The organism is Delftia sp. K82 (assembly GCF_002193035.1).
In the GTDB taxonomy this organism is placed as follows: Bacteria; Pseudomonadota; Gammaproteobacteria; order Burkholderiales; family Burkholderiaceae_C; genus Comamonas; species Comamonas acidovorans.
The window spans coordinates 49613-63826 of record NZ_MYFL01000004.1 but is presented as its reverse complement, the minus strand read 5'-3'; the positions used below and the strand labels follow the sequence as shown (position 1 = coordinate 63826).

Sequence of the window (14214 nt, the reverse complement as noted above, 5' to 3'; positions counted from 1 at the left end):
CAAGCGCAGGCCTGCCGATGGAGAACAAGCCATGACGACATCCTCGCGCAGCCCGGCACCCCTGGCCTTCATCACCGGCGCATCCAGCGGCATAGGCCAGGCCCTGGCCTGGCATGCCTACCAGCAAGGCTGGTCGCTGGCACTGGTTGCGCGGCGTGGCGACGTGATGGCGCAATGGGCTGCGCAGCAGGGCCTGGAGGCGTCGCGCTTCGCCATCTACGAGGCCGATGTGGCCGTGCCCGACAGCATCATCGCTGCCGCCCGGCGCTGTGAGCAGCAGCAGGGCCTGCCCGATGTCGTGATAGCCAATGCCGGCGTCAGCTGGGGTGTGGACACCTCGATGCGCGAGGATATCGACACCATGCAGCAGGTGCTGGCCGTCAACACCATGGGCGTGGCGGCCAGTTTCCATCCCTTTATCGCGCCCATGGTGCGGCGTGGCAGCGGGCAGTTGGTCGGTATCGCCAGTGTGGCCGGGCTGCGCGGCCTGCCGGGACATGGTGCTTATTGCGCCAGCAAGGCTGCAGTCATTGCCTATTGCGAAAGCCTTCGCGGTGAATTGCGCAGTAGTGGCGTAAAAGTCACTACATTGCTTCCTGGTTATGTAGATACACCCCTCACACGCGGTAACCGCTATGGCATGCCATTCCTATTGCAGCCCCATGAGTTTGCTGCAAGGGCTTGGCGTTCCATTGATGCCGGGCGCAGCCTGGCCATCATCCCCTGGCAAATGGCGTGGGTTGGCCGTTTGATGAAAATTCTGCCAAACCCCTTGTTTGATCGGCTGCTTGTAGGACGAAAGCGCAAACATCGTCATTCGAAAAATCCCTGAAGTTCGTCGTGCTCAGGGAATATGTTCATGCATAAACTTGCAACCGCAAAAAAGGCTCCCTGAAGGAGCCTTTTCTTGTTTGGGAGAACATGGAGACCGGGGTCTCATTCTCCGTTGTTATTGTTGTTTCCCCATCCGCCGCCACGGCCGCCATTGCGGGGGCCGGAGCCATAGGGGCTGCGGAAACCACCATCGCCACGGCCGCCGTAGCCGCCGCCTCCACCGCCGTCACCACGGCCATAGCCACCACCGCCGCCGCCATCGCTGCGCCCGTAGCCTCCGCCATCAGCGCGCCCACCGCCACCGTAGCCACCGCCGCCGCCATCACCACGGCCATAGCCGCCACCACCGCCGCCGCCACCAAAGCCGCCCGAGCGCGGGGGACGGGGCTCCATGGGGCGCGCTTCGTTCACCACGAGGCTGCGCCCGCCCAATGGCTGGCCATTCATGCCTTGAACGGCTGCCTGTGCCTCGGCATCGCTGCCCATTTCGACAAACCCGAATCCCTTGGAGCGGCCTGTGTCGCGTTCCATCATGACCCGGGCGCTGGTGACAGCGCCGAACTGGCTGAATGCCTGCTCCAAGTCGTTGTCACGCACACCATAGGGAAGGTTGCCGACGTAAAGCTTATTGCCCATCAAAAACTCCTCAACTCCTCAATGCTCACTGGTTTGCGCTCGGCTTCAGGACGCACAGACATCAGGTTCTTTGTATACAAGAGCCTGTCCAACCTTCCTAAACACATAGCGTTCGAACGGGTCTGCCCGAAACCAAATTATGAAGCACAAAAATCAAAAAGATAAATGCTCGAAAACACAAGCTGATAACGTTTGGCAACAAAAAAGGGGCCCGAAGGCCCCATTTTTTTGCTAACGCAAGCTCTAAGCGAGTGCTTAGTAGCTGTTGCGACGGCCACCGCCACCGCCGTAGCCGCCGTCACGGTTGCCGCCGCCGAAGCCGCCGCCACCGCCGCCACCACCAAAGCCGCCGCCGAAGCCGCCGCTACGGGGAGCGCGGGGCTCCATCGGACGGGCTTCGTTGACCACCAGGTCACGGCCGCCGCGGTTTTGGCCGTGCAGGCCTTGGATAGCAGCTTGTGCTTCGGCATCGCTGCCCATTTCGACGAAGCCGAAACCCTTGGAACGGCCGGTGTCGCGCTCCATCATCACTTTGGCGCTGTTGACGGCGCCGAATTCGCTGAAGGCTTGCTCCAGATCGCTGTCACGGAAGGTGTACGGCAGGTTGCCGACGTAAAGCTTGTTGCCCATGGAGGACTCCTGAAAAAACTGGAAAACGCGATGGAGCCCTAGGGAGTCAACACGGGATGACAACGTTAGAGACGCAAACGCACTCGCCCTCATTGAGCCGAAGCCCGAACGAAAGCCTGCCCATTATGTGGCAGAAGTTTTCGCACGTTATTACTGTTTCGCAAAAATTCGTCGTGCCCGCCACAGAATGCCCCTGGGAGTAACCCTGAAATTGCGGCAGCGCATAAGCAAGTGCCGTGGCGGCAGTGGTGGTCGGCATGCGGATCGGGGGGCTGCTATGATCGCCGCCTCAGTCTTTGGGGAGTAGATCGTTCGGCTCAGTAGCCGGATGCATGCGTCAACAAACTTGGGCCTTCGCTGGCCTATGGCGTATGCGGCGCGCAGTGCAATGCTGCGTGTGACCGATCGAGACCATTGACCGCGCACCGATCCAAAGGCCGGAGTCGGAGCGTGGTCAATGCGTGCTCTATCCGGCCGGATAAATCCCCACACCATGGAAGCCTTCCTGATTTCAACCTCCGTCGTCGCACTTGCCGAGATGGGGGACAAGACCCAGCTGCTGTCGCTGGTGCTCGCCGCGCGTTTTCGCAAACCCTGGCCCATCGTTGCGGGCATTTTCGTGGCCACGCTGGTCAACCATGCGCTGGCCGGTGCCGTGGGCGCCTGGATCACCAGCTACCTGGGCGAGAACGCCATGCGCTGGATCCTGGGCCTGTCCTTCATCGCCATGGCGATCTGGATGCTGATCCCCGACAAGCTCGACGAGGACGAGGTCTCCGGGCATTCGCGCTGGGGCGTCTTCGGCACCACGCTGGTGGCCTTCTTCCTGGCCGAGATGGGCGACAAGACGCAGATCGCCACCGTGATGCTGGCGGCCAAGTACAACGCCTACCTGTGGGTGGTGGCCGGCACCACGCTGGGCATGATGCTGGCCAACGCGCCTGTGGTGTGGCTGGGCGACAAGCTGGTCAAGCGCGTGCCCATACGCCTGGTGCATGTGGTCTCGGCCGTGATCTTCCTGGTGCTGGGCGTGCTGGCCCTGTTCCTTCCGGGGACGGGCGTTTTGGCATAATGAGCCTTCATGCGCCGATTTGCTTCTGCTTGCGGGCGCTTTATAAATCCTGCTAAAGACGACACCAGAGAACCCGGCCTCGTTTTTAGCGATGCCGGGTTTTTTCATGTCCTTCATCGCCACACCACAAAACATGCACTTCGACGAGCCCCTGCCGCTGCAGGGCGGGGGCTCGATCCGGGACTACGACCTCGCCTACGAGACCTACGGGCAGCTCAATGCCGATCGCAGCAACGCGGTGCTGGTCTGCCATGCGCTCAATGCCTCCCACCATGTGGCAGGCGTCTACGAGGGCCAGGCCAAGAGCGAGGGCTGGTGGGACAACATGATCGGCCCGGGCAAGCCCGTGGATACGAACCGGTTCTTCGTGATCGGCGTGAACAACCTGGGCTCGTGCTTTGGCTCGACCGGCCCCATGCACGCGCATCCCGACACCGGCAAGATCTATGGCGCCGACTTCCCCGTGGTCACGGTGGAGGACTGGGTGGACGCCCAGGCCCGGCTGCTGGACCGGCTGGGCATTGGCCAGCTGGCCGCCGTGCTGGGCGGCAGCCTGGGCGGCATGCAGGCGCTGTCGTGGTCGCTGCGCCATCCTGACCGCATGCGCCACGCCGTGGTCGTGGCCAGCGCGCCCAACCTGAATGCCGAGAACATCGCCTTCAACGAGGTGGCGCGCCGCGCCATCGTCACCGACCCGGATTTCCACGGCGGGCATTTCTACGAGCACGGCGTGGTGCCGGCGCGGGGCCTGCGCATCGCCCGCATGATCGGCCACATCACCTACCTCAGCGACGACGTGATGAACCAGAAGTTCGGCCGCCAGCTGAGGGAGGGGCTGGACCTGAAGTACAGCACGCAGGATGTGGAGTTCCAGATCGAGAGCTACCTGCGCTACCAGGGCGAGAAGTTCAGCAGCTACTTCGACGCCAACACCTACCTGCTGATCACGCGTGCGCTCGATTATTTCGACCCGGCGCGCGCGCATGGCGGCGACCTGACCCGGGCGCTGTCCGTGGCCAAGGCCGGCTTCCTGCTGGTGAGCTTCACCACCGACTGGCGCTTTGCCCCCGCGCGCAGCCGCGAGCTGGTCAAGTCGCTGCTGGAGAACAACCGCGACGTCAGCTACGCCGAGATCGACGCGCCCCACGGCCATGACGCCTTCCTGCTCGACGACCCCCGCTACATGAAGGTGATGCGCTCCTACTTTGACAACATCGCCCAGGAAACCACGACAGCCGCCAAGGAGGCCGCATGACCGAGCTGAACACCATGCAGGCGATTGCGCGCCTGATCCCCAAGGGCTCGCGCGTGCTCGACCTGGGCTGCGGCGATGGCGCCCTGCTGTCGCACCTGCAGCGCGAGCGCGGCTGCACTGGCTATGGCGTGGAACTGGACGACGCCAATGTGCTGGCCTGCGTGCGCCGGGGCGTGAACGTGCTGCAGTTGAACCTGGAGGACGGCCTGGCCATCTTCCAGGACAACAGCTTCGACGTGGTGCTGCAGATCGACACGCTGCAGCATCTGCGCAATGCCGAGACCATGCTGCAGGAGACGGCGCGCATAGGCCGCGCGGGCATCGTCGCCTTCCCCAACTTCGCGCACTGGCCCAACCGCCTGTCCGTGCTGCGCGGGCGCATGCCGGTGACGCGGCGCCTGCCCTACCAGTGGTATGACACGCCCAATATCCGCGTGGGCACCTACAAGGACTTCGAGGTGCTGGCCACCCGGAACCGGCTGCGCATACTGGACTCCTTCGGCCTGCAGGATGGCCGCAGCGTGCGTACCCTGCCCAATCTCATGGCGGGCACGGCCGTCTTCCATTTCGAGCACGCCTGAGCGGCGGTCCGGTCCATGCCCGTGTCATGGGTGGCGCGCACAATCGACGGATTGCGAACCCGAAAGGCAGACATGAACCGCTTCCCACGCCGCCGCGCGCTGACCCTGGCCGGCGCGGCCGCCGGCCTGCTGCTGGCAGGCTGCGCCACGCCGCAGGCCGCCAATTCCCCATCGCAGGCCGCGGACTGGCCTCCCCGGCCCGCGCTGATCGCGCACCGCGGCGCATCGGCACTGCGGCCAGAGCACACGCTGGAGGCCTACCGGGAGGCCATACGCGCGGGCGCCGACTTCATCGAGCCCGACCTGGTCATCACGCGCGATGGCGTGTTGGTGGCGCGGCATGAGAACGCCATCGCCATCCTGGCGGCCGACGGCAGCCTCAAGGAGGCCACGACCAATGTGGCCGACCGTCCCGAGTTCGCGGCGCGCAAGACCACCAAAACCATCGACGGGCAGGCCATCACGGGCTGGTTCGTGGAGGATTTCACGCTGGCCGAGCTGAAGACGCTGCGTGCGCGTGAGCGCATCCCGGCGATCCGCCCGGCGAATGTGCAGTTCAATGACCGTTTCGAGGTGCCCACGCTGCAGGAGGTCATCGACCTGGCCCGAGCCGAGAGCGTACGCACGAACCGCACCATAGGCATCTATCCCGAGACCAAGCACCCGAGCTACTTCCAGTCCATCGGCCTGCCGCTGGAGCCCGTGCTGCTGAAGCTGCTTGCGGACAACGGCTGGAACCATGCGCAGGCGCCGGTGTTCGTGCAGTCCTTCGAGGTCGAGAACCTGCGCTGGATCCGTGCGCGCAGCAGCCTGCGCCTGGTGCAATTGCTGGCGCCCAAGGGCAAGCCCTATGACAGCGTGGCGCGCGGCACGGGCCCCGGCTATGCCGACATGGTCACGCCCGCAGGCCTGGCCGAGATTGCGCGCTATGCCAACGGCATAGGGCCGAGCAAGAGCATGGTGATCCCCGTGGTGCAGGGTGCGAATGACGCGCCCACGGCACTGGTGGCCGATGCCCACCGTGCGGGGCTGCTGGTCCATCCCTGGACGCTGCGGCCCGAGAACGCCTTCCTGCCCCTGAGCCTGAAATCGCCGCCCGCACAGGACGGCACCCGGCGCGGCAATGCGCGCGCCGACATGGACGATTTTCTGCGCACGGGCATCGATGGCATCTTCACCGACGATCCGTCGGTGGGGCGCGCGGCCATCGATGACCTGCTCAAACCGAAGCCTTGAGACGGCGCGCCGCCGCGCGCCGGCCTGCTGCCTGCGCCTGCTCCAGCCACTGCTGCACACGGGCGGCCTCGGCGCCGAGCACGGGGCCGAAGCTGTGTATGCGCACGGGCCGGATGCCGCTGAATTCCAGGATGGCGCGGCGCATCTGGTGGTGGCCCGGCATGTGCGCCACCCAGCGGTAGTACCAGGGCGGTGAATCCATGCTCACCAGCAGGTCGGCCGTGCGGCCGGCCAGCAGCCGGTCCCACAGCACCGAGCCCTTGCGGTACTTGAACGCGAAGCCCGGCAGAAAGATGCGATCGATGAAGCCCTTGAGCAAGGCCGGCAGGCCGCCCCACCAGGTGGGATAGGCCCAGGCCAGGTGACTGGCCCAGAGGATGTCGGCCTGGGCCTGCTGCAGGTCAGGCTCCAGGGGCTGGTCCTGGCGGTAGCCGGCATGCAGCAGCGGGTCGAAGTCCAGTTCGCCCAGGCGCAGCAGGCGCACCTCGGCGCCGCTGTCGCGTGCGCCCTGTGCGTAGGCGTCGGCCAGGCCTGCGCACAGGCTGCTGGCCGACGGGTGGCCGAGGATGATCAGGATGCGCTGGGGATGCGTATCGGCAGGAGGGTGGGCGGTGCTTGGAGACATGGCACCCATGTTCGCCTTGCCCCTTGGGGCAGGGTCAAGCACCCGGGCTCAGGCCGCGTGCTCAGGCCAATGCGGGTTCGCAGGCGCCCTGGGTACCTGCCGTCTCCAGGCTGCATTCGAGCAGTTCGCGCTCCAGCGCCGCCAACTGGGACTGCTGTGCCTGGAGGCGCCGGATGTCCGCCTGAACCTGGGTGCTGCGCTCGCGCAGCAGCCGGGCCAGGGCTTCCCAGCTTGCGGCCTCATGGATGCGGTGCAGGCCGTGCAGCTCGTCCAGCCGAAAGCCCAGTCCCAGCGCCTGGCGGATGCGCTGCACAAGCACCAGGTCCTGCTCGCCATAGATGCGGTAGCTGCCTGCCCGTGCCACGGCGCCGAGCAGGCCCCGTGATTCATACAGCCGGACGGCCTTGGGCGAGCAGCCGGCGCGTCGGGCGAGTTCTCCGATATACATGGCGCGATCGTAGTCGTTGGCGGCGGGGTGCCCGGGGTCCGTGCCGCCTTGGCGCACAATGACCGGATCGCGGCGCTGGCTTCGCTCGAACGGTGCGCCGACCCATGACACGAGGACCCGCCATGAACGCACGCACCCCTTCGCAACTGCTGCAGCCCGCAGCCGCGCTTGACCAGATCAGCCGCTCCTGGGACGAGCGCATCGTCCCGGCGCTGACCGAGTACATCGCCATTCCCGCCAAGTCGCCCATGTTCGCGCCCGACTGGGAGCAGCAGGGCCACCTGGAGACCGTGCTGCGCAATGCGGCCGACTGGGTGCTGGCGCAGAAGGTGGCCGGCCTGACGCTGGAGATCGTGCGCCAGCCGGGCCGCACGCCGGTGCTGTTCTTCGAGGTGGAAGGCACGCAGGACAAGGCGGCCTCCAGCCCCACGGTGCTGATGTACGGCCACCTGGACAAGCAGCCCGAGTTCGACGGCTGGCGCAGCGACCTGGGCCCGTGGACGCCCAAGTATGAGAACGGCAAGCTCTATGGCCGTGGCGGCGCCGACGACGGCTATGCGGTCTACGCCAGCATCGCGGCCGTGCAGGAGCTCAAGCGCCAGGGCGTGCCGCACCCGCGCATCCTGGGCCTGATCGAGACCTGCGAGGAAAGCGGCTCGCGCGACCTGCTGCCCTATGTCGATGCCCTGCGTCCGCGCCTGGGCGATGTGGGTCTGGTGATCTGCCTGGACAGCGGCGCCGGCAACTACGACCAGCTGTGGCTGACCACCAGCCTGCGCGGCATGGCCAGCGGCACGCTGAAGGTGGAAATCCTCACCGAGGGCGTGCATTCGGGCGATGCCTCGGGCGTCGTGCCGTCGTCCTTCCGCATCCTGCGCCAGGTGCTGGACCGGCTGGAGGACAGCAAGACCGGGCGCCTGCTGCCTGCCAGCTTCCACTGCGAGGTGCCGGCCGAGCGCATGGCGCAGATGCGCGACACGGCGGCCATCCTGGGCGAGGAAACCTATGCCCGCTTCCCCTGGGCGCACTACGACTGCGGCGGCTCCACGCTGTTCGCCCTGCCCACCACCACCGACCCGGTCCAGGCCCTGGTCAAGCGCACCTGGGAGCCCACGTTGAGCGTGACCGGCGCCGAGGGCCTGCCCGCGCTGCAGGACGCCGGCAACGTGCTGCGCCCCTATACCGCCTTCAAGCTCAGCCTGCGCCTGCCGCCTCTGGTCGATGCCGCTGCCTGCGTGCAGGAAATGAAGGCGCTGCTGGAGGACAACGCGCCCTACCAGGCCCGTGTGACCTGGCAGGGCCTGTCGGGCGCCAGCGGCTGGAATGCGCCAGCCATGGACGGCTGGTTCGAGGACGCGCTCAACGCGGCAAGCCAGGCGCATTTCGGCGCCTCCTGCGGCTACATCGGCCAGGGCGGCACGATTCCGCTGATGAACATGCTCAGCCAGGGCTTTCCCAAGGCCCAGATGATGGTCTGCGGCGTGCTCGGTCCCAAGAGCAATGCCCACGGTCCCAATGAATTCCTGCACGTGCCCTATGCCAAGAAGCTCACGGCCGCCGTCGCCCAGGTGATCGCCGCCATGGCCGGGGCGCAGGCAGCCGCCGAGGCTGGCGCTGCTGGCGTGGCGTGATGGCAGCGCCGGCCCCCGCACCCGTTCCCGCACCTGCCTCGCAAGGCCAGGTCACGCGCCTTGCGTCCAGCGACGGCGCCGAGCTGTCACTGCGCGACTGGCCCGTGGACGGGGGCCAGGCGCGCGCCACCGTGCTGCTGGTGCACGGCCTGGGCGAGTACATCGGCCGCTATGAGGCGCTGGCCCGGCGCCTCAATGCCTGGGGCTATGCGGTGCGCGGCTACGACCAATACGGCCATGGGCGCTCGGCAGGGCCGCGCGGCGGCTTGACGGCCGATGGCCGGCTGCTGGATGACCTTGCGACCGTGGTCGATGCCACGCGTGCCCAGCAGCCCGCTGGCCAGCCTCTGGTGCTGCTGGGCCACAGCCTGGGCGGCCTGGTGGCTGCGTTGTTCGTGGCGCGTGCCATCCGGCCTGTCGATGCGCTGGTGCTGTCTTCGCCAGCCTTCGACGTGGGCCTGTCGTCCATCCAGAAACTGCTCGTGGGCACGCTGCCGCGCCTGGTGCCCGACCTGCGCGTGTCCAACGGCCTGCAGATTCCCTATCTCTCGCATGACGCGGCGGTCTGCGATGCCTACCGTGCCGATCCGCTGTGCCATGACCGCATCTGCGCGCGGCTGGCGCGGTTTCTGGCGCAGGGCGGCCCGCAGGTGCTGGCCCGCGCGGGGCAGTGGAGCGTGCCCAGCCTGTTGCTGTGGGCGGGGGATGACAGGCTGGTGGCGCCGGCCGGCAGCCAGGCCTTTTCCGACCGCGCGCCGCCAGCCGTGGTACAGGCGCAGCGCTTTGACGGCGCCTACCACGAGCTGTTCAACGAGCGCGATGACTTCGCCGCGCCCGTGTTCGCGCGGCTGCGCGACTGGCTGGGCCGCTTCAGGCCAGCGTGAGCGCCGCCAGCGCGGCCAGGGGCGCGGTTTCCGCGCGCAGCACGCGTGGCCCCAGCGTGACGGGTACAAAGCCCTGGGCGCGGGCCAGGGCCTCCTCGGCGGGCGACAGGCCGCCCTCGGGGCCGGAGAGAAAGACCACGGGTGCATCCTCGGCCGTGGCATCCAGGATATCACCCAGCGGCCGCGTGCCCTCGCCCAGCGACAGCAGCAGGCGCAGCGTGCCGGGCGGCAGCTGTTTCGCACCGCCCTCCAGCCAGTCCTCCAGGTCTGCCGGGGTGTGCAGCGGGGGAATGCGGTTGCGCGTGCACTGCTCGCAGGCCGATACGGCCACGGCCTGCCAGTGGGCGAGTTTTTTCTCGGCGCGCTCGCCCTTGAGCTTGAGCACGCTGCGCTCGGCCACCAGCGGGGTGATGCTGGCGGCGCCCAACTCGGCGGCCTTCTCCACCAGCCAGTCCATGCGTTCGTTGGCCGTGATGCCGGCCAGCAGGTGCACGGGGCGCAGGGGCTCGCGTTCCACGGCGTGGTGCGCGCCTATGCGCACGGCCACGTCGCTGCGGCCCATGCGCAGCACGGTGGCCTCGAACTCGCCGCCGCTGAAGCCTTCGCCGGCGCGGCCTTCGAAGAGGGTGATGCCGTCGCCGGGCTGCAGGCGCAGCACCTGCACATGGCGCGCCGCGCCGGACGGCAGGTCGATGTCGGCGCCGCTGCGCAGCGCAATGGGGCAGTGAAAGCGTGGCATGGCGTATCCGTTCTCAGACGCGCCCGTAGGCCCAGCCGACCTGGGGCTGGATGTTTTCGATCTGGTCCACCAGGCGCAACAGCGGCGTCAGCTCGCGGTAGCGGCTGCAGGTGGAGCGGATGTAGTGGATGAAGCGCGGTGCATCGGCCAGGTAGCGGGGCTTGCCGTCGCGCAGCGTCAGCCGCGCGAAGATGCCGGCCACCTTGAGATGGCGCTGCAGGCCCATCCACTCCACGCCCCGGTAGAACTCACCGAAATCGTCGCCCCAGCCGCTTTGGCTGCGCGCGCCGACCAATCCCGACTTGCGCGCCTTCTCCCAGTAACGCACGGTAATGTCGATGACAAAGTCCTCTTCCCAGCTGATGAAGGCATCGCGCAGCAGGCTGGCGATGTCATAGGTCACCGGGCCATAGACCGCATCCTGGAAGTCCAGCACGCCCAGCGGGCCGCTGGCGGTCACGGGCTGCATGAGATTGCGCGTCATGAAGTCGCGGTGCACGAAGACGCTGGGTGCCGCCAGGTTATGGGCCACGATCTGGTCGAAGGCCTTGGCCAGCGTGGCCTGCTGCCTGTCGTCGAGCACGGTTTCGCGGTGGCGCGCGATGTACCAGTCGGGGAACAGCTGCAACTCGCGGCGCAGCAGGGCGTCGTCATAGGCGGGCAGCACGTCGGGGCGCGAGGCGGTCTGCCAGGCCAGCAGCACCTCCAGCGCCGAGCGGTACCAGGCTTCCGCGTCCTGGGGCTTTTCCGGGTCCAGCGCCTCGATGACGGTGTGGCCGCCCAGGTCGGACAGCAGCATGAAGCCGTGCGCCGCATCCCAGTCCAGGATCTGCGGCACGGCCAGCCCGGCCGAGGCCATCAGCGCCTGCACCTTGGCGAAGGGCGCGCAATCTTCCTTGTCCGGCGGGGCATCCATGACGATGAGGCTGGCGCCCGCGCTGGTGTCCAGGCGCAGATAGCGGCGAAAGCTGGCATCGGCCGAGGCAGGGCGCAGGGTTTCGGGGCGCAGCGCGTGGCGGGCGGACAGCGGGGCCAGCCAGGCGTCGAAGGCGGCGTGGCGGGCGGGGTCGGCCCAGACAACGCCGGCCGTGGGGGTGTTTGGATGGCTCATGGATAATCGCGATTCTACAAACCGCCACCCCGGCGAATGCCCGGCGGTGATGCTAGGCTTGCGCCTTTGTCCACCCGCCGCTGTTGACCACCGTGTACCTCCGACCGCCGCTCCCCGATCCGCTGGCTGCCCGCGCGCCCGCGCGCCCCGCTGTACGCCCGCTGGCCTGGCTTGTGGCTCTCGCATGGGCCGGTGGCTCCACGATGGCCCAGGCCCAGCCCGCTGCAGCCGACGAAGGCCGGCTGCAGCAAGTCCGCCCGCTGCGCCCCAGCACGCTGATGCAGGAAACCTATCCCGAGGCGGTGCGCTCCCAGCAGCCCGTCTATGTGCGCGGTGACGCGCTCAGCGGCCAGCCGGACATCAACTCGGTGGTCGAGGGCAATGCCGAACTGCGCCGCGGCGACACCATGATCCGCGCCGACCGGCTCGAATACCAGGTGCCCGACGACCGCGTCAATGCCTCGGGCGCGGTGCACATCAACCAGGCCGGCAATGTCTACGAGGGCACGCAGCTGGACCTGGAGGTCGATGCCTTCAAGGGCTTTTTCGACAACGCCGGATATCGCTTCCTGGCCAATGGCGCCTACGGCAAATCCTCGCGCGTGGACTTCATCGACCGCGACCATGCCGTGGTCCACGATGCCACCTACACCACCTGCCAGCGCGACGACGAGGCCAGCTGGGAGCCGGCCTGGATGCTGCGCGCCCGGACCCTGCACATCGATATGGCCGAGGAAGTGGGCGTGGCCGAGGGCGCTGCCCTGCAGTTCAAGGGCGTGACCGTGCTGCCCGTGCCGCGCATGAGCTTTCCGCTGTCGGACAAGCGCAAGTCGGGCCTGCTGCCTCCCACCATGGGCCTGGACAAGCTCAGCGGCATCGAATACACGCAGCCCTACTACTGGAACCTTGCGCCCAACCGCGACATGACCCTGTATCCCTCGGTCATGAGCAAGCGCGGCGTCAACCTGGGCGCCCAGTTCCGCTACCTGGAGCCGACCTATTCGGGCGAGGCCTATGCGGCCTACATGCCCGGCGACCGCCAGCGTGACCGGGACCGCTGGGCCTACTCGCTGCAGCACCGGGGCGTCATCGACTCGCCCATCGGTGGCCTGGGGTTGAACATGAACCTCAACCGCGTCAGCGACGACAACTACTGGCGCGACTTCCCGCTGGCCGCCAAAACGCTGCGCGAGCGCCTGCTGCCCAACGATGTGAACCTGTCCTGGGCACGTGGCGACAATGTGCTGACCCTGCGCACCCTGTACTGGCAGACCATGCAGGATGCATCGGCGCCCATTGCCCCGCCCTACGGCATGAAGCCGCAGCTGCAATGGCGCTACACGCCGCTGGACCTGCCGCACGGCCTGGACTTCAGCTTTGTGGCCGACACCACGCGCTTCGAGATCGACAAGCCCCTGGCCGGCATGACCTACAACAACGGCCAGCGCAGCTACATGCTGGCCCAGGTGAGCCGCCCCTTCCTGTCGCCGGGCGCCTTCATCACGCCCAGGATCCAGTTGCACACCAGCAACTACCAGGTGGACAGCCTGATGAGCAACGGCAGCCGCAATGCCTCGCGCACGCTTCCCACGGTCAGCGTGGACAGCGGGCTGGTGTTCGAGCGCGACACCACGCTGTTCGGCCGCCAGCTGCTGCAGACCTTCGAGCCGCGCGCCTTCTACACCTACACGCCCTACCGCGACCAGAGCTTTCTGCCGCTGTATGACACGGCGCGCAACGACTTCAACTTCGCGAGCATCTACTCCGAGAACGACTACAACGGCCAGGACCGCATTGCCGACAACCACCTGCTGACCCTGGGTGCGACCACGCGCCTGATCGACGGGGCCACGGGTGCGGAAAAGGCGCGCTTCGGCATTGCGCAGCGCGTGCGTTTCTCCGACCAGAAGGTCATCTTGCCCGGCGAGGTGCCGGCCACCAGCCGCCTGTCCGACGTGCTGCTGGGCGCGGCCATCAACTGGACCGATGCCTGGTCCACCGAAGGCACGACCCAGTACAACCGCGACCTCAACCGCTCGGTGCGTACCACCTTTGGTGCGCGCTACAGCCCCAGCTCCTACCGCACGGTGAACGTGGCCTACCGTACCCAGTACGACACCGTGGCGCGTACCGACGCCAGCAAGCTGGTCGATGTGGGCTGGCAATGGCCCATCAACGACCTGTGGGGCGACAAGGGGCGCGACCTGGGTGCCGGCCGTGGCCAGGGCGGCGGGCGCTGGTACACGGTGGGCCGGCTGAACTACAGTCTGAAGGACCGCAAGCTCGTCGATACCGTGGTCGGACTGGAGTACGACGGCTGCTGCTGGATTGGCCGCGTGGTGCTGGAGCGCCTGCAAAGCTCCATCACCCAGTCCAACACCCGGCTGCTGTTCCAGATCGAGTTCGTCGGCTTCTCGCGGCTGAGCCTGGGTGCAGACCCGCAGCGCAGCCTCAAGCAGAATGTGCCGCGCTACCAGTACCTGCGCGAGTCCGTGACGCCTCCCAGCCGCTTCACCAACTACGATTAGAGCC

Annotated in this window: 14 protein-coding genes; 8 read left to right on the top strand and 6 right to left on the bottom strand. The window is 67.1% G+C overall.

Annotated elements, in window-relative coordinates; all coding sequences use genetic code 11:
* Window positions 1-31: 31 nt before the first annotated feature.
* Window positions 32-832: an SDR family oxidoreductase gene (locus tag KDK82_RS23690; RefSeq protein ID WP_013804805.1), complete on the top strand. Its 801-nt coding sequence runs from the start codon at window positions 32-34 to the stop codon at window positions 830-832.
* A gap of 104 nt (window positions 833-936) precedes the next feature.
* Here KDK82_RS23690 and KDK82_RS23685 read toward each other — a convergent pair whose 3' ends face one another.
* Complete coding sequence (locus KDK82_RS23685) at window positions 937-1470, bottom strand: RNA-binding protein (protein WP_088166393.1); 534 nt, start codon at window positions 1468-1470, stop codon at window positions 937-939.
* 255 nt (window positions 1471-1725) lie between these two features.
* Window positions 1726-2100: an RNA-binding protein gene (locus KDK82_RS23680; RefSeq protein ID WP_012207843.1), complete on the bottom strand. Its 375-nt coding sequence runs from the start codon at window positions 2098-2100 to the stop codon at window positions 1726-1728.
* 493 nt (window positions 2101-2593) lie between these two features.
* On the opposite strand from KDK82_RS23680, the gene KDK82_RS23675 reads away from it, so the two are divergent.
* The 4 genes from KDK82_RS23675 to KDK82_RS23660 all read left to right on the top strand — a co-directional run bounded on the left by KDK82_RS23675 (window position 2594) and on the right by KDK82_RS23660 (window position 6244).
* Entirely contained in the window at window positions 2594-3172 is a 579-nt protein-coding gene (locus KDK82_RS23675) for a TMEM165/GDT1 family protein (RefSeq protein WP_034397481.1), read from the top strand.
* A 106-nt stretch (window positions 3173-3278) separates the two neighbouring features.
* Entirely contained in the window at window positions 3279-4427 is a 1149-nt protein-coding gene (locus KDK82_RS23670) for a homoserine O-acetyltransferase (protein WP_088166681.1), read from the top strand.
* Window positions 4424-5008, top strand: coding sequence for a methionine biosynthesis protein MetW (gene metW, locus KDK82_RS23665; RefSeq protein ID WP_012207840.1), 585 nt, complete (start codon window positions 4424-4426; stop codon window positions 5006-5008). The genes KDK82_RS23670 and metW overlap by 4 nt, the downstream gene beginning before the upstream one ends.
* A 72-nt stretch (window positions 5009-5080) precedes the next feature.
* On the top strand, window positions 5081-6244 hold the full coding sequence (locus KDK82_RS23660; RefSeq protein WP_179217969.1) for a glycerophosphodiester phosphodiesterase: 1164 nt from the start codon (window positions 5081-5083) through the stop codon (window positions 6242-6244).
* Here KDK82_RS23660 and KDK82_RS23655 read toward each other — a convergent pair.
* Window positions 6228-6878 (bottom strand): NAD(P)H-dependent oxidoreductase, encoded by a 651-nt coding sequence (locus tag KDK82_RS23655; protein WP_088166391.1) that lies wholly within the window; start codon window positions 6876-6878, stop codon window positions 6228-6230. The genes KDK82_RS23660 and KDK82_RS23655 overlap by 17 nt on opposite strands.
* A gap of 52 nt (window positions 6879-6930) precedes the next feature.
* Window positions 6931-7317, bottom strand: a complete 387-nt coding sequence (locus KDK82_RS23650) for a MerR family transcriptional regulator (RefSeq protein WP_012207837.1) — start codon at window positions 7315-7317, stop codon at window positions 6931-6933.
* 122 nt (window positions 7318-7439) lie between these two features.
* Here KDK82_RS23650 and KDK82_RS23645 point away from each other — a divergent pair, with 122 nt between their 5' ends.
* Window positions 7440-8948 (top strand): M20 family metallopeptidase, encoded by a 1509-nt coding sequence (locus KDK82_RS23645; RefSeq protein WP_013804799.1) that lies wholly within the window; start codon window positions 7440-7442, stop codon window positions 8946-8948.
* A complete protein-coding gene (locus KDK82_RS23640; protein WP_088166390.1) occupies window positions 8948-9832 on the top strand; it encodes an alpha/beta hydrolase in 885 nt (294 codons plus the stop codon). The genes KDK82_RS23645 and KDK82_RS23640 overlap by 1 nt, the downstream gene beginning before the upstream one ends.
* Here the strand turns inward: KDK82_RS23640 and KDK82_RS23635 are convergent.
* Both KDK82_RS23635 and KDK82_RS23630 read right to left on the bottom strand, forming a co-directional pair.
* The gene (locus tag KDK82_RS23635) at window positions 9819-10571 is read right to left on the bottom strand and encodes a 16S rRNA (uracil(1498)-N(3))-methyltransferase (protein WP_088166389.1); all 753 of its coding nucleotides are present in this window, start codon (window positions 10569-10571) and stop codon (window positions 9819-9821) included. The two genes, KDK82_RS23640 and KDK82_RS23635, sit on opposite strands and share 14 nt — an antisense overlap.
* 13 nt (window positions 10572-10584) lie before the next feature.
* Window positions 10585-11682 (bottom strand): aminoglycoside phosphotransferase family protein, encoded by a 1098-nt coding sequence (locus KDK82_RS23630; RefSeq protein ID WP_013804796.1) that lies wholly within the window; start codon window positions 11680-11682, stop codon window positions 10585-10587.
* Between the two features lie 92 nt (window positions 11683-11774).
* Here KDK82_RS23630 and KDK82_RS23625 point away from each other — a divergent pair, with 92 nt between their 5' ends.
* Window positions 11775-14210 carry an LPS-assembly protein LptD gene (locus KDK82_RS23625; protein WP_088166680.1) on the top strand — a complete coding sequence of 812 codons (2436 nt, stop codon included), beginning with the start codon at window positions 11775-11777 and terminating at the stop codon, window positions 14208-14210.
* The last annotated feature ends 4 nt before the right edge of the window (window positions 14211-14214 follow it).